The organism is Bradyrhizobium sp. 21 (assembly GCF_023073335.1).
Lineage (GTDB): Bacteria > Pseudomonadota > Alphaproteobacteria > Rhizobiales > Xanthobacteraceae > Bradyrhizobium.
In genome coordinates, this window is record NZ_JADPJG010000014.1 from 44,572 (window position 1) to 59,682 (window position 15,111).

Annotated in this window: 15 protein-coding genes; 8 read left to right on the forward strand and 7 right to left on the reverse strand. The window is 64.3% G+C overall.

The window, feature by feature from the left end; translation table 11 throughout:
• Window positions 1–97: 97 nt before the first annotated feature.
• A complete protein-coding gene (locus IVB31_RS15955; RefSeq protein WP_247323845.1) occupies window positions 98–1,027 on the forward strand; it encodes a helix-turn-helix domain-containing GNAT family N-acetyltransferase in 930 nt (309 codons plus the stop codon).
• Window positions 1,028–1,191: 164 nt separating this feature from the next.
• Here IVB31_RS15955 and moaB read toward each other — a convergent pair whose 3' ends face one another.
• Both moaB and IVB31_RS15965 read right to left on the reverse strand, forming a co-directional pair.
• On the reverse strand, window positions 1,192–1,755 hold the full coding sequence (gene moaB, locus IVB31_RS15960) for a molybdenum cofactor biosynthesis protein B (protein WP_247323847.1): 564 nt from the start codon (window positions 1,753–1,755) through the stop codon (window positions 1,192–1,194).
• A 162-nt stretch (window positions 1,756–1,917) separates the two neighbouring features.
• Entirely contained in the window at window positions 1,918–2,856 is a 939-nt protein-coding gene (locus IVB31_RS15965; protein ID WP_247323849.1) for a neutral zinc metallopeptidase, read from the reverse strand.
• A gap of 413 nt (window positions 2,857–3,269) precedes the next feature.
• Here IVB31_RS15965 and IVB31_RS15970 point away from each other — a divergent pair, with 413 nt between their 5' ends.
• The 3 genes from IVB31_RS15970 (at window position 3,270) to IVB31_RS15980 (ending at window position 5,732) form a co-directional block, all read left to right on the forward strand.
• Window positions 3,270–4,400, forward strand: a complete 1,131-nt coding sequence (locus tag IVB31_RS15970; RefSeq protein ID WP_276576610.1) for a site-specific DNA-methyltransferase — start codon at window positions 3,270–3,272, stop codon at window positions 4,398–4,400.
• Between the two features lie 176 nt (window positions 4,401–4,576).
• Window positions 4,577–4,903, forward strand: a complete 327-nt coding sequence (locus IVB31_RS15975) for a hypothetical protein (protein WP_247323854.1) — start codon at window positions 4,577–4,579, stop codon at window positions 4,901–4,903.
• A gap of 142 nt (window positions 4,904–5,045) precedes the next feature.
• Window positions 5,046–5,732, forward strand: a complete 687-nt coding sequence (locus IVB31_RS15980) for a glutathione S-transferase family protein (protein ID WP_247323857.1) — start codon at window positions 5,046–5,048, stop codon at window positions 5,730–5,732.
• 51 nt (window positions 5,733–5,783) lie between these two features.
• Here IVB31_RS15980 and IVB31_RS15985 read toward each other — a convergent pair whose 3' ends face one another.
• Together IVB31_RS15985 and IVB31_RS15990 are read right to left on the reverse strand one after the other, a co-directional pair.
• Window positions 5,784–7,793: a methyl-accepting chemotaxis protein gene (locus IVB31_RS15985; protein ID WP_247323858.1), complete on the reverse strand. Its 2,010-nt coding sequence runs from the start codon at window positions 7,791–7,793 to the stop codon at window positions 5,784–5,786.
• A gap of 352 nt (window positions 7,794–8,145) precedes the next feature.
• Complete coding sequence (locus IVB31_RS15990) at window positions 8,146–8,589, reverse strand: nuclear transport factor 2 family protein (protein ID WP_247323859.1); 444 nt, start codon at window positions 8,587–8,589, stop codon at window positions 8,146–8,148.
• Window positions 8,590–8,680: 91 nt separating this feature from the next.
• Here IVB31_RS15990 and IVB31_RS15995 point away from each other — a divergent pair, with 91 nt between their 5' ends.
• Entirely contained in the window at window positions 8,681–9,604 is a 924-nt protein-coding gene (locus IVB31_RS15995; RefSeq protein ID WP_247323860.1) for a LysR family transcriptional regulator, read from the forward strand.
• 161 nt (window positions 9,605–9,765) lie between these two features.
• Here IVB31_RS15995 and IVB31_RS16000 read toward each other — a convergent pair whose 3' ends face one another.
• A complete protein-coding gene (locus IVB31_RS16000) occupies window positions 9,766–10,386 on the reverse strand; it encodes a glutathione S-transferase family protein (protein ID WP_247323861.1) in 621 nt (206 codons plus the stop codon).
• 138 nt (window positions 10,387–10,524) lie between these two features.
• Here IVB31_RS16000 and IVB31_RS16005 point away from each other — a divergent pair, with 138 nt between their 5' ends.
• Window positions 10,525–11,805 (forward strand): flavin-dependent oxidoreductase, encoded by a 1,281-nt coding sequence (locus IVB31_RS16005; RefSeq protein ID WP_247323862.1) that lies wholly within the window; start codon window positions 10,525–10,527, stop codon window positions 11,803–11,805.
• Between the two features lie 78 nt (window positions 11,806–11,883).
• Here IVB31_RS16005 and IVB31_RS16010 read toward each other — a convergent pair whose 3' ends face one another.
• A complete protein-coding gene (locus tag IVB31_RS16010; protein ID WP_247323863.1) occupies window positions 11,884–12,303 on the reverse strand; it encodes a PaaI family thioesterase in 420 nt (139 codons plus the stop codon).
• Between the two features lie 52 nt (window positions 12,304–12,355).
• On the reverse strand, window positions 12,356–13,495 hold the full coding sequence (mutY, locus tag IVB31_RS16015; protein ID WP_247323864.1) for an A/G-specific adenine glycosylase: 1,140 nt from the start codon (window positions 13,493–13,495) through the stop codon (window positions 12,356–12,358).
• Window positions 13,496–13,617: 122 nt separating this feature from the next.
• Between mutY and IVB31_RS16020 the strand changes: the two genes are divergently transcribed.
• Window positions 13,618–14,109, forward strand: a complete 492-nt coding sequence (locus tag IVB31_RS16020) for a DciA family protein (RefSeq protein ID WP_247323865.1) — start codon at window positions 13,618–13,620, stop codon at window positions 14,107–14,109.
• A gap of 138 nt (window positions 14,110–14,247) precedes the next feature.
• Window positions 14,248–14,904, forward strand: coding sequence for a DsbA family protein (locus IVB31_RS16025; RefSeq protein WP_247323867.1), 657 nt, complete (start codon window positions 14,248–14,250; stop codon window positions 14,902–14,904).
• The last annotated feature ends 207 nt before the right edge of the window (window positions 14,905–15,111 follow it).

Here is a 15,111-nt window from a genome sequence, read left to right on the forward strand (position 1 = left end):
TCATGCTGCGCAGCCGGATCGTCATGGTGGGGTGAAGCCGCCAGATACTTGCCAGAGTCAAATAATTGTTTGACAATGGCAATTATCGAGGTGACCCATGCCAGTTGACGGTACCGACGACCAGATCGCTGCGGTTCGCGCCTTCAACCGCTTCTATACCCGCAAGCTCGGCGTGCTCGACCAGCATCTCGGAAGGAGCCCGTTTTCGCTCAGCGAGGCGCGCGTGCTCTATGAACTCGCGCATCACGACGACCTTGCGGCAAAAGAGATCGGACATGAGCTTGGTCTCGACCCCGGCTATCTCAGCCGCATCGTCCAGAACTTCGACGAGAGGGGGCTGATCACGCGAAAGCCCCTGCCCGCAGATCGCAGGCAATACCAGCTCAGCCTCACCGCCAAGGGCCGCCAGAGCTTCGCCAAGCTGAACCTGGCGTCGCAAAACGAGGTCGGCGCCATGCTGGCTCAGCTTTCGTCCGGCGATGCAACGCGGCTCACGCGGGCCATGGCGACGATCGAGGCCGTGCTGGAGCAACGTCGAAGCCAGCCAGCTTCTGTCGTCCTGCGCTGCCATCGCGTCGGCGACATTGGCTGGGTCGTCTCCAAGCAGGCCGCCGCCTATGCCGCGGACTACGGCTGGGATATCAGCTATGAGGCGCTGGTCGCCGATATCTGCGCGCAATTCATCAAGAATTACGACGCCGCACGCGAACATTGCTGGATCGCGGAATTGGGTGGCGAGCCGGTCGGCTCCATCTTTCTGGTCAAGGCCACGGACGAGATCGCCAAGCTGCGCCTGTTGCAGGTGGAGAAGCAAGCACGGGGGCTCGGTGTCGGTCGCGCGCTGGTCGAGCAATGTCTCCAGGGCGCACGCGAGAGGGGCTACAGCAGGATGACGCTGTGGACGCAGAGCATCCTGGTCGCGGCACGCGGCATCTATCAGGCCGCCGGCTTCAAGCTCGTGAAGGAAGAGAAGCACCACAGCTTCGGTGCCGATCTGGTCGGTGAGACCTGGGAGCGCGATCTGTAGCTGCACGAAGCGAGATGCGCGCATTCCGTTTGGAGAGAACTTCTCATCCGGCGCCATAGCCGAAGCTTCGCTTCGGCGTCCTCTCGAGAACGGCGGCCAAAGGCCGCCTACACCAGCTTCTCCCACAACGAGGGGAGAAGGAAGAAGAGCACCTGCGTTCGCATCTACGCCGTCGCGCCCTGGGCCTTCGGTCGGCGCAGATGCTCGTCCAGCCGCGGCATGATCTCGACGAAATTGCACGGACGCGTACGGTAGTCGAGCTGGGGGGCGAGAATGCCGTCCCAGCCGTCGCGGCAGGCGCCGGGCGAACCTGGGAGGCAGAAGATATAGGTCGCACCGGTCACGCCCGCGGTGGCGCGGCTCTGGATCGTCGAGGTGCCGATCTTGGAATGGCTCAGCATGTGGAACGCGATCGAGAAGCCGTCCATGCGCTTCTCGAACAAAGGCTCGATCGCCTCCGGCGTGACGTCGCGTCCCGTAAAGCCGGTGCCGCCGGTGGTGATGACGACGTCGACGCCGACGTCCGCGATCCAGCGGCGGATGACGGCGCGGATCGCCTCGACGTCGTCGGTGACGATCTCGCGCGCGGCGAGATGATGGCCGGCAGCAAGGAGGCGGTCGGCGAGCGTCTGGCCGGATTTGTCATCCGCAAGCGCGCGCGTGTCGGACACCGTGAGCACCGCGATGTTGAGCGGGATGAATTGTTTGGTTTCGTCGACGGACGCCATCGCTCTTTCCTCTCGTGTCCCGGACGCGGTGCAGCGCGTCAGCGCTGCTCCGCAGAGCCGGGACCCATTTCAGTGGCTTGGGAGACCCGCGTTGTGGGCCCCCGCTCTGCAGTGCACCGCTGAAGAAGCGCTGCGCTGCGTCCGGGGCACGAGCACTTGTCGCTACTGCTGCCCGCCGCCGAACGTGTTGCAGGCCTGGACCGTGCCCTGCTGGTAGCCGGTCATGAACCACTGCTTGCGTTGCGCCGCCGAGCCGTGAGTGAACGAATCCGGCACGACGCGTCCCGTAGCCTGGCGCTGCAGCGTGTCGTCGCCGATCGCGCTCGCCGTGGTCAGCGCGGCGTCGATGTCGCCGGGCTCGAGGAAGTTCGGCCGCTTTTTCGACTCGCGATTGACCCAAACGCCGGACAGGCAATCGGCCTGCAATTCGACCTTGACCTGGAGCGCATTGGACTCGGCCTTGCTGCCAGCCTGCTGCTGCAGCCGCGTCACGCGCGGAATGATGCCGAGCAGGTTCTGGATGTGATGGCCGGCTTCATGCGCGATGATGTAGGCAGTGGTGAAGTTACAGGCGGACTTGCCGGAGCAGCCGCGAAAGCGCGTCTCGACCTCGCGGAAGAATGCGGTGTCGAGGAAGATGGTACGATCGGGCGGACAATAGAACGGTCCCATCGCCGACTCTGCCCGGCCGCAGCGGCCGCCATTGGTGACGTTGCGGAACAGCACGACCTTCGGACCGGTGTAGGACTGGCCCGAGGCCTGGAAGATTTCGCTCCAGCGATCGTCGATCTCGCCGAGAATGCCGGAGATCATGCTGCCCATCTCGTCGGTCGGCGCGCCGCGCTTGGCGGTCGAGGACGACTGACGATCGGTCTGGTAGGACGGCGCCTGGCCGCCACCGGTGAGGATCTCGGCGCCGCCGATCAGGATGCGCGGATCGATGCCGAAGGCATAGCCGACCAGGCCGAGCACGATGATGGTGCCGATGCCGAGCCCGCCGCCGCCCATGGGCAGGCCGAACCCGCCTCCTCCACCACCGCCGCCGCCATCGTCGCGACGATCCTCGATATCGTCGCTGCGGCGGAAATCATCGTAGCGCATGGCGGCTTCCCTCAAGATCCCGGATTGCAAATCGTGGCGCGCAAGAGCGCGAAAAGCTCAACGCGCCACACACGTAAAATTTCCGTTGCACTTATCAATATCTTGGCCGGCAAAAATTGCCTAGTGCGACAGCATGGCGAAGCCAGCAATTTTTTCCGGGGGCAAGCAATTTTTTCCGAGAGAAATTTGGAGTCTTTTTGCGCTCCCATCGCTCCCGCAACGCGAAGAGATACGAAATACACGGCAAAACACGGCGATTGCGCGCAACGAACCGTACATAACGCGCCGTGCGAGGCCTGCTCACGAAAGCAGCGGGTTAAGTCGATTTTTACTTTGCCGCTTCAATGTACTGATCAGTCGGTTGTTTGGTCCCGCGTCGCCGACAGCGTCGCCTGAGTCAGAGTTCTTGAGTCATGGTAGAGTCGCGTCGCGGGGCGTCTGCAAGGGCGCCCCGCACAAATTTTGAGTCTGCTTCGCACAGCATCGTCCTCGGCGATTGCGTCGCCGAGATGTCGAAGCTTCAGGCTGGTTCGGTCGACCTCGTGTTCGCCGATCCGCCTTACAATCTCCAGCTCAAGGGCGATCTCAAACGCCCCGACGAATCCCATGTCGATGCCGTCAACGACGACTGGGACAAGTTCGATTCGTTTTCCGCCTATGACGATTTCACCCGCGCCTGGCTACTTGCCGCCCGCCGTGCGATGAAACCGTCGGCGACGATCTGGGTGATCGGCTCCTATCACAACATCTTCCGCGTCGGCGCGATCATGCAGGACCTCGGCTTCTGGCTCCTGAACGACATCGTCTGGCGCAAGACCAACCCGATGCCGAATTTCCGCGGCCGCCGTTTCACCAACGCGCACGAGACCATGATATGGGCCGCGCGCGACGAGAAGGCCAAGGGCTACACGTTCAACTACGAGGCGCTGAAGGCGGCCAACGAGGACGTGCAGGCACGGTCCGACTGGCTGATCCCACTCTGCACCGGCGAGGAGCGCCTCAAGGGCGCCGACGGCAAGAAAGTGCATCCGACGCAGAAGCCGGAAGGCCTGCTCGCGCGCGTGCTGCTGTCGTCGTCGAAGCCCGGCGACCTTGTGATCGATCCGTTCAACGGCACCGGCACCACCGGCGCAGTCGCAAAGCGCCTTGGCCGCTCCTATATCGGCTTCGAGCGCGACAAGACCTATGCGAAAGCGGCCGAAGCGCGCATCGCCGCAGTCGAGCCGCTGCCGGAAGCAAGCCTCGCCCCGTTCATGACCGCGCGCGAAGCGCCTCGCGTGGCGTTCGCCGAGCTGATCGAGCGCGGCATGATCATGCCCGGCACCAAGCTGTTCGACGCCAAGAAGAAGCTCGGCGCGCTGGTCCGTGCCGACGGTGCCATCATGTTCGGCGACAAGGTCGGCTCGATCCACCGCATGGGCGCGGTGGCGCAAGGCGCGCAAGCCTGCAACGGCTGGACCTTCTGGCACATCGAGACCAAGAAGGGTCTCAAGCTGATCGACGAGCTTCGCGCGGAAATCCGTGCCGGGATGGCGGCGGGGTAGTCCGACTTCGATCTGGTAGGGTGGGCAAAGGCGCTCTTGCCCCGTGCCCACCGCTTCTCTCCTGCGACGCAAAGTTGGTGGGCACGCTTCGCTTCGCCCACCCTACGGCGTCTTGAATGCCGAAGCCGACAGGATTAGATTTCCGCGATCAGCCCCGTCCTGACCGGTTGGCTCCCATGCAACGACATCCCGAGACATTGCTGCTGGTGCCGCTGCTGCCGATCTTCCTGATCGGGATGTTTCCGATGTTTTTGATCGCGCTGTTGGGATTTTTCGGCCTCGCCTTGTTCGGCGTGCTCGTGATCTGCGTCGGGCTCGCCAGCAGCAACGAGGCTCACGACAATTTCAATCACGATGTCATCGTCCACGGCTACGCGCGCGGGTCCGAGCGTGCGGCGCGGGCTTCCGACATGCATATCGCAGCCCGGCTCGGCTTGCGCCTCGAGGCGGTCGGCGCGGCGATGGTCATTACGGCGGCGATCGGGCTTTGTTACGCCGGCTGACCTGCGCCCTGCGCAGGTACCGCCCGGCAAACTCGCCGGTTGCGCCCCCGGACCAGGTTCAGGCAAGAGAAGGCCGCCTTGCGGCAATGACGCTGCGTCGCTCAGCAAGCGAACTGGTTAGAGAAAATCGGGGAGACAAACGATGCTCAAATTCTATTTCAACGGGTCGCCGAACCCGACCAAGGTCGCGCTTTATCTCGAAGAGGCCGGCCTGCCCTTCGAGCCGGTCAAGATCGACACCCGCAAGGGCGAGCAGTTCACGCCGGAATTCCTCAAGATCAATCCGAACGCCAAGGTGCCGGCGATCGACGACAACGGCACCATTGTTTTCGACAGCAACGCCATCCTGCTCTATCTCGCCGAGACAACCGGCAAATTCCTGCCCCCTCCCGCCGTTCGCGGCGAGACGCTGTCATGGCTGATGTTCATCGCCACCGGCGTCGGGCCGTATTCGGGCCAGGCGGTGCACTTCAAGCATTTCGCACCGAAGGACCAGAACCACGACTACGCGCATAACCGCTACCAGTTCGAGACCGATCGCCACTACACGATTCTCGACGGTCACCTCAAAGGCCGCCGCTACATGGTCGGCGACAGCTATTCGATCGTCGACATGGCACTGTGGGGCTGGGCGCGGATGGTGCCGTTCAAGCTCGGCGACGACGCCTTTGCGCGATACCCGAACGTGAAGCGGCTGGTGGACGAGATCTCGGCGCGGCCGGCGGCGGCGCGCGCGATCGCGCTGAAGGACAAGTTCACCTTCAAGGCCGAGATGGACGACGAGGCGAGAGCCAACATGTTCAAGCACATGACGACCAAGGTCGCCTGATCGCGACAAGCTGCCGTTCGAGGCCACGCGCATGCGCGTGGCCTTTTGCTTTTATGCGGCGTGGACCGAGTTCAGGAATTTGGCGACTTCCTGCTTCAGCCGGTTGCTGTCTGACGACAGCGATCGTGCCGCCGAGAGCACCTGCGAGGAGGCCGAACCGGTCTCGGAGGCCCCGCGCTGGACGTCGCCGATATTGGTCGAGACGCGCTGGGTGCCGTGAGCTGCCTGCTGGACGTTGCGGGAGATCTCTTGCGTCGCCGCGCCCTGTTGCTCCACGGCAGCGGCAACCGTCGACGAGATCTCGGACAGCCGCTCGATGGTGCCGCTGATCTCCCTGATCGCGCCGACCGATTGCTCGGTGGCGGCCTGGATGCTCGAAATCTGCTGGCCGATCTCGCCGGTCGCCTTCGCGGTCTGCTCTGCGAGCGCCTTCACCTCGGTGGCGACGACCGCAAAGCCGCGGCCGGCCTCGCCGGCGCGTGCGGCCTCGATGGTGGCGTTCAGCGCGAGCAGATTGGTCTGGCCTGCGATGGTGCTGATCAGCTCGACCACGTCGCCGATGCGAGCCGCCGCCTTGGAGAGTTCGCCGACCCGGTCGTTGGTCCGGCTCGCCTGCCCGACGGCGTCCTTGGCGATGCGGGCGGATTCCTGCACCTGGCGGGCGATCTCACTGACCGAGGAGGACAGCTCCTCGGTTGCGGAGGCAACGGCCTGAACGTTGGCGGTCGCTTCCTGCGACGCGGACGCGACTTCCGTGGACAGGTCCTGGGCGCGCGTCGCTGTCGCGGTCAACGTGCCGGCCGAGGCCTCGAGCTCGTTCGATGCCGACGACACGGTGTTGACGATCTCGCCAACGGCCTGCTCGAACTGGTCGGCGAGCTTGACCATGTCTTTTTTGCGGTCCTCGGCCTGCCGTGCCTCGACCTCCACCTGCTCGTGGCGCAGGCGCTCGGTGTCGATCATGTTGGTCTTGAAGACCTCGATCGCCTTGGCCATGTCGCCGATCTCGTCTTGCTTGCCGCGGCCGGGAATCGCGACTTCGAGATTGCCGCCGGCGAGCAGCCCCATTGCGCGCGTCATCGAGGTCAGCGGACCGACGATGCTGCGGGCGATCAGGAAGGCAATGATCAATCCGAACAGGGTGGCGAGGCCGCCCGCGATCTCCTGCACTTTTGTCGTGCCCTCAATGACGGCTTCGGCCTGGCTGCGCGAATCCTTGTAGTCCCTCTTCAAGGCGGTCTCCGCGACCTTGAGCTTGGCGATGCTGTCGACGATGAGGGGGGCGAGGTTCTTGTGGTAGATCTCGTCGGCCTGAAGCATCGCCGCCGAGGTCGTCTCGAACGCGGATTTGTAGATTCCGAGCGAGGTCTTCACCGGCGCGAGCGTGGTTCGCAATTCGGTCGCCTGCGGGCTCTTTTCGAGCGCTGTCAGCCGCTGCATGGCCCTGTCGACGTTCGTCCTGAAGTTGGCGGGACCCTTGGTGTCGCGCAGAGCCAGGAACCGCCAGTTTGCGATTTGAACGAGGAGCAGCCTGGATTCGAGGTCCCCGACCAGGGACGCGGTGTCTTCATCGACAGCTGCGCGTGCCACATCGACAAGCTTGCCCATCTTGACGGTGAGTTCGTCGCCGCTCGGCAGCAGCGTCGCCTTGCCCGTTCGCGCCTCGTTGACGGCGTCGCCGAGATTGTCACGCAGGGTCTTCATTTTCGCGATATCGGCGATCAGGTCGTTGTAGAGTTTGCGCCGCTCCTCGGAGGCCGTGCCCTGCGCCCCCACCTTCAACAGCTCGCTCGCCGCGGTCTCGCGCTCGGAGGCCTCCCTCATCGCGGGCTCGCTGGCGTCATAGATGTATCGCAGATTGGCCCGCTGGATCGCCTGGAGATGGGTCGAGATCTCCAAAACCCGCGCGGTGCTGTCCGAAAGTGCCGATTGTCTTCCGACCTGGTCCTGCACGGACCGCAAATTCCAGATGGCAACCACCGCCATCACGAGACCAACCGCCACCAAGGCCAAGAAACCTGCGTACAGGCGTCCCCTGATACGCAAACGAAAGTTCGGCATTCCCACTATCCACCCAGATGCATGTCAATTCGAGCGGCCGGCCTAATCCGGCGATCGTCACCGGCCACCCCCGGCAGCCGCGCGTCGCGTCCTGGCGACCCACGCTGCACCGCGACACAATGGGGGACACTCGTTAATTGAACCTTCCCATTTTTCGCGCGCGCCAAAGTGGCGCACACAAAATCTGCTGATTTTATAGCCAGTTGCGCCATGTCCTGGGGCAAGGCGGGCAACCCCTTGCAGATCTCTGCAGGGGGTGCCCCGGATGTATGCTTGTCAGACGGTGGCCTGCTGCGATCTGCCGCCCTGCATCCCTCCGCTCGCTATTTTCGGCGGATGATGCTCGAGTCGGTCAGCTCGCGGCCCTGGCGGGCGTCTGCGGAAACGGGCCGAGCGCCTTCTCGGTCAGCACCGAATCGCAATATTCCCGGATCTCCTTGATCTTGCCGTCCTCGAGACGAAACACGAGACAATAGTCGTTATCGTAGCGCACGCCCTCGGGCGTGACGTTGTCGCCCTTCGCTTCGACGACGACGATATCGTCGTCGGCGATGAAGCGGTGGGCAACCGTTCGGGTTCGGTCGACAAGACGGGTCCGCACATAGGCGTGCAGATCGTTGAGGATCGCCTGCTTGCCCGAAAAGGTGCGCGACCAGGAATATTGCCCGGTCACGACCCATCTGGCGTCCTCGGCTAGACTTGCGGCGAACAGCGCACGGTCGCGCGCGGCTGGATCCTGGCTGGCGGCGGCGGCAAAGATATCCTGCATCAGTTTCTTGTTGGCGCTCGCGCTCATGGCGGCATCTCCGTTTGGTGGCAACACGGAGAAGATCGCTGGGCGATGAGAATTCTTCAAATCGATAGCGAATATGATATCTATTCGCCTCATGAATTTGAATTCGCTTGACCTCAATCTCCTGACGGCGCTCGACGCGCTGCTGCGCGAGGCCAGCGTCAGCCGCGCCGCATTGCGGATCGGGCTGTCGCAGCCGGCGGCGAGCCATGCGCTTCAGCGCCTGCGCGACATCTTTGGCGATCCGCTCCTGGTGCGCACCGGCGCGCGGATGGAGCTGACGCCGCGGGCGCAAGTCTTGCGTGCGCCGCTGGCGCAGGCGCTGGACCAGGTGCGCGGACTGTTCGTGCCCGAGGAGTTCGATGCCGCGCGCAGCGAGCGGCAATTCCGCCTGATGATGCCGGATCTCGCGGTCGAGCTCCTGATGCCACCCCTGATGGGGAAGGTGACGCAGGCCGCGCCCAATGTCCGCATCGAAATCGTGCCGTGGCGGGGGCCGGCGATCTTCCACGCCGAGTTCGCCCGCACCATCGACCTCGTGATCTCGATCGGAAACGCCTTCAAAGGCTTTCATCGCCAACTGCTCTACACCGACAGCGACGCACTGGCGGTGCGGCGCGGCCATCCCATGGGAGCGAAGCTGAAGCGGCGCGAGACGTTCCTCGCCGAGCGCCATGTCGGCGTGATCATTCGCGGCACCAGCGAGGATTTGATCGACACCTGGCTACGCGCCAAGGGCATCGAACGGCACATTTCGCTGGTGGTGTCTGGCTATCTCGAAGCGCTGCACGTCGCCGCCCGCACCGACCTCGTCGCCTTCGTGCCGCGCCGGCTGATCGCGGCGCTGTCGAGGCAGCTCGGTCTCGTCACGGTGACGCCGCCACTCGATCCCGGCATCGACGAGCAGTTCATGTTCTACCCAACGCGGGCGCAGATGGACCCGGGCTCGATCTGGCTGCGGCGGCTGATGCTGGAGACGGGGCGGGAACTGGAGAAGAAAGAACGGCGTGCGGGATAGGATACAGCTTCGGCAACAATGGTGTCGTCCCGGCGAAGGCCGGGACCCATAACCCCAGGGAGGGGTTTGGAGAAGACCTGCCGTTCAGTATTGCTACCGAACGACATCGATAGAATCCGCGGTATGGGTCCCGGCCTTCGCCGGGACGACGGCGGAGTTAGTTACGCCTTCTGCGCGTCCATCACCTTACGGACGGCCGGACGATCCGACATGCGCTTGAAATGATCGGCGATCTTCGGCGTGGCGTTGATGTCGACGCTGTCGCCTTCGAGCCAGGTCGACAGGGTGTAGAGATAGGGATCGCAGACCGTGTACTGCTCGCCCATCACCCAGGGCCCCCGGTACATCTTCTGCTCGATCAGGGAGAAGCAGGCGCCCATCGTCTTCGGGATCATCGCCTTCATGTCGGCGAAAGAACTCTCCTCGCTCGCCCAGCGCGCGCCGCGCATCTTGTGGGCATGATTGATGTGCACGGTCGAGCAGAGATAGGAGTTGAACGACTGCACCTGGGCAAAGTCGAAGGGATCATCGAGCGGCGCGAGCCTCGCCTTGGGGAAGGTTTGCGCGAGATAGGCCAGCATCGCCGGCGTCTCGGTCAGCACGCCGCGATCGGTCACCAGCGCGGGCACGCGCCCCTTCGGGTTGATCGCGAGGTAGTCCGGGCTGGTCTGCTGGTTGGTCTTGAAGCTCAGCCGCTCGGCCGTGTAGTCGGCACCCACTTCTTCCAGGGTGATGTAGGTGGCGAGCGCGCAGGTGCCGGTGGCGTAGTAGAGCTTGAGCATGTCGGACCTCATGGGAAAAATGGAAATTAACGGCTGCCGGCCCCGAGGTCCATAGCACGACGGCCTCCTGCTTTGCCCTTCGCAGTTGCCCACCGCCGCCCGCTTGTGCCAAGACCCTCCAATTGGAGGGGTTTTCTCATGACCGTACTCATCGCCGGTGGGGGGATCGGCGGGCTGACGCTTGCGCTCAGCCTGCACGGAATCGGCGTTCCCGTAAAAGTGTTCGAGAGCGTCGCCGAACTGCGGCCGCTCGGTGTCGGTATCAACGTGCTGCCGCATGCGGTGCGCGAGCTGATCGAGCTCGGCCTGATGGACAGGCTCGATGCCAGCGGCGTGCGCACCCGCGAGCTCGCCTATTTCTCCAAGCACGGCAAGCCGATCTGGAGCGAGCCGCGCGGGCTGGAGGCCGGTTATGATTGGCCGCAATTCTCGATCCATCGCGGCACGCTCCAGCAACTCCTGCTCGACACCGCGATCGAACGCCTCGGCCGCGACAACATTCTCACCAGCCATCACCTCACCGGCTGGAGCGAAACCGCTGACGGCATACGCGCCGATTTCATCGACAAGGCCACCGGCAAGGCCGCGGGGACGTACGACGGCACAATCCTGGTCGCCGCCGACGGCATCCATTCCGCCGCGCGAGAAAAACTTTATCCCAACGAAGGCCCGCCGATCTGGAACGGCCGCATCCTCTGGCGCGGCGTCACGCCGGCAAAGGCCTTCCTCACCGGCCGCACCATGATCATGGCCGGGCATGAGATCCTGAAATTCGTCTGCTATCCGATCTCGAAGGCGCCGGATGCGGCGGGCAATCATCTGATCAACTGGGTCGCCGAGCGCCACATGCCGCCGACCTATCAATGGCGGCGCGAGGACTATAACCGCAGCGCGCGGCTGGAAGAATTTTTGCCCTGGTTCGAGAGCTGGCAGTTCGACTGGCTCGACGTGCCCGGCCTGATCAGGAACTGCCCGCACGCCTATGAATATCCGCTGGTCGACCGCGATCCGGTCTCGCAATGGACCTTCGGCCGCGTCACGCTGATGGGCGACGCCGCGCATCCGATGTACCCGATCGGCTCCAACGGCGCCTCGCAGGCGATCCTCGATGCCCGCACCATCACCCGCGAGATTTTGGCGCATGGCCCGACGCAGGCGGCGCTGCTGGCCTATGAGGCGGAGCGGCGGCCCGCGACCACCGACCTCGTCCTGCTCAATCGCAAGAACGGCCCCGAGCAAGTGATGCAGCTCGTCGAGGAGCGCGCGCCCGACGGCTACAAGGTCGTCACCGACGTACTCTCGCAAAAGGAACTGGAAGACATCGCCGCCAACTACAAGCGCGTCGCGGGGTTTCAGGTGGAGGCGCTGAATGCGAAGCCGCCGATCGTCAGCGCGGGTGCGAAGCGCGCCGGGACGTGAGTTAGACAATGAACGAGCCGCGAACTCCCTTCACCTCGCCCCGCTTGCGGTGAGAGGGAGCGAGAGAGGGTGACCGCCTTACCGCACCACCCTCGCCGCTTCGAGCAGCCGCTCGCTCGCGCTTGCCGTCGCCAGCACCGTGCCGTCTTTCGCCGTCAGCCTGGCCTCGACGAACGCAATCGTCTTGCCGAGCTGCGTCACCTTGGCCTCGCCGATGATCGGTCCGGGCTTTGCGGGGGCCAGGAAGTTCACGGTCATGCTGATGGTGGTGGTGTAGAGCCGGCCCTCGCTCATCACCAGCACGGCGGGGCCCATGGTGTCGTCGAGCATGGCCGAGAGCATGCCGCCCTGGATGAAGCCGGCGGGATTGCAGAACTCCGGCTTGCCGTCGAAGGCGAGCTTGATCCAGCCTTCCCCGGGACGGGCATCGAGCAGGCGCCATCCGAGCAGCTCGGCGCAGGGCGGCCTTGGAAAGTTGTCCAGCGCGGTCTTGACCATCGGGAGCCTCCGTATCGCGCTTTGATAGCGTAGCGCTGCTGCCAGCGTGCTGTCAGGAGGATGGGTCCGATGACCGGTCCAGCGCGTGCGCAATCACCTTGCGCATGACGTTGGGCAGCGCCTCGCCGGCAAGGGTGGCGATCGATACCCAGCGCATGCCTTCTGGCGCGTGCGTGCGCGCTTCAGCCTTCGCCGTGTAGACCACGAGCTCCAGCGGAAAATGCGTGAAGACGTGTGTAACGACGCCCACCTTGCGATGCCAGCGCGACAGTCCCTTCAGCTCCGGCGCCTGCTGCTTCGCCCTCGCCTCGTCTTGCCCGGCTAGCCAGTCCGAACCCGGCACCTCGGTCATGCCGCCGAGCAGGCCCTTTTCGGGCCGGCTGCGGACGAGAAGCTCACCGCCGCGCGTGACCACGAAGGCCGCGCCGCGCCGCAGCGTGCCGGTCTTCTTCGGCGCCTTGCGCGGAAACATTTCCTGCATTCCCTGCGTGCGCGCCGTGCAATCCTCGTTCAAAGGACACAGCGAGCAGGCCGGCTTCTTCGGCGTGCAGATCGAGGCGCCGAGATCCATCAGCGCCTGCGCGCTGTCGCCGGCGCGAGACTTCTCGTCGCGGGCGCGGGTATCGGCGAGCAGCGTCGTTGCCAATTGCTGGATCCGCGGCTTGGCCTGCGGCAGCTCCTCCTCGACAGCGAACAGGCGCGACACCACACGCTCGATATTGCCGTCGACCGGCATGGTGCGACGATCGAAGGCGATCGCCGCGATCGCTGCCGCCGTATAGGGGCCGATGCCCGGCAACGCGCGCAAGCCCTCCTCGGTGTCGGGAAACACGCCACCATGGTCGCGCGTCACCGCCACCGCGCAGGCGTAGAGATTGCGCGCACGCGAATAATAGCCGAGCCCGGCCCACATCCGCAGCACGTCATCCTGCGAGGCCCGCCCGAGCGCCGTGACATCCGGCCAGCGCGCGACGAATTTTTCGAAATAGGGCCCGACCGCCTTCACCGTGGTCTGCTGCAGCATGATCTCCGACAGCCAGACGCGGAAAGGGTCCGATGCCTCGCCGGGTGCGGCCCGCCAGGGCAACTGGCGACGGTGGCGGTCGTACCATTGGAGGAGCAGCGTGGGTCGCGACGACGTTTCCGGCAGAACTGGTTCCGACTTGTCCTTGAGGGCGGATTTGGGGCTCATGCGGCTACTGTAACGGCGTCGCGCCGATCTCTCCATGCCGTGCTCGCGCTCGTCACGCGCATCCACCCCTTTCTTCGCGGCGAAGAGCCTGTAGCTCGCGTTCCCGGGTGCTATAAGGGTCCATGTCCAAATTCCCCGGCAAACCCGGTCCCATCAGCGCAAAACCGCTGTCGCTCCTGCTCAACGACGTCTTTGCCGAGGCCTATGCCAAGCAGGGGTTTGCCGCGCGCGAGCTGGTGACGCGGTGGGCGCAGATCGCCGGGCCGGAGATCGCGGCCCATGCCGAGCCGCTGAAGATGCAATGGCCGCGGCCGGTCGAGGGTCAGCCGCAGGAACCGGCGACGCTGGTGCTGCGGGTCGAGGGCCCGATGGCGCTGGAGATCCAGCACTCCGCCCACGTCATCCTGGAGCGGGTGAACCGCTTCTTCGGCTGGAGCGCGGTCGGCAAGCTCGCCTTCCGCCAGGCCCCCCTGTCGCGCGTCCGCAAGCCGGCCCGGCCCGGTCCGCCGGACCCCAAGAGCGTCGCCAAGGTGGCGGAGAGCCTGGGCGACATCGAAGATGAACAATTGAAGACCGCGCTGGCGCGGCTTGGGGCCGCCATCAAGCGAAATTGAGCCTCATTCCCCGGCTAATCTGGACCCGTCCTCGCCGCTCGCCATTGCCACAAACGACGTTTCAAGCTAGCGACAGGCCGCCCGGCGGGAACTCGAAAAAGCCCTTGGGGCGAGACCACATCAATTCGGGAGCCGACCTTGATCATCACCCGCCGCGCCTTCACCACGATGCTGTCGCTGACCGGGCTTGCCGCGGTCGCCGGGTTCTCGCCGCTGCGGTTGATCTCCGAAGCAATGGCGCAGGCCGCCGGCGATGTGGCCAAGCCGGTGTCGCTGCCCGACATGGTGCTCGGCCCGAAGGATGCGCCCGTTACCATCACCGAATTCGCCTCGATGACCTGCCCGCATTGCGCGGCCTTCAACGAGCAGGTGTTCCCCAAGATCAAGTCGGAATACATCGACACCGGCAAGATTCGTTACATCTTCCGTGAATTCCCGCTCGACATCAAAGCCGCCGCCGGCTCGATGCTGTCGCGCTGCATCGCCAATGGCGACGCACCGAAATACTTCGCCGTCACCGACATGCTGTTCCGCCAGCAGAACGACTGGGTGATGAAGAACACCACCGAGACGCTGACGCGGATCGGCAAGCAGGCCGGCCTCACCCAGCAGCAGGTCGAAGCCTGCCTGAAGGACCAAGCGCTGCTCGACAAGATCGCCGCCGACCAGAAATATGCCAGCGACGTGCTGAAGGTGGATTCGACGCCGACCTTCTTCATCAACGGCGAGAAGATCAAGGGCGAGACCTCGTTCGAGGAATTCGCCAAGAAGATCAATCCGCTGCTGAAGAGCTGATCTTCACGCCGAAAGCCTGATTCGCATCTCGAAAGCCGTATCTTTCCCGGCATAAATCCCTTGGGAAAAGCGGCTTTCGCCGGTTGCCCTCGCGGCGCACCGCGGCCATTGTCCAGCCGCATGAGGCGCCTCGCGCGACTCGCCCGGATAGCGACATTGCCTTCCATGGTATTGTCCCGGCAGGGGGATTCGCGCCTGCCAACAGAG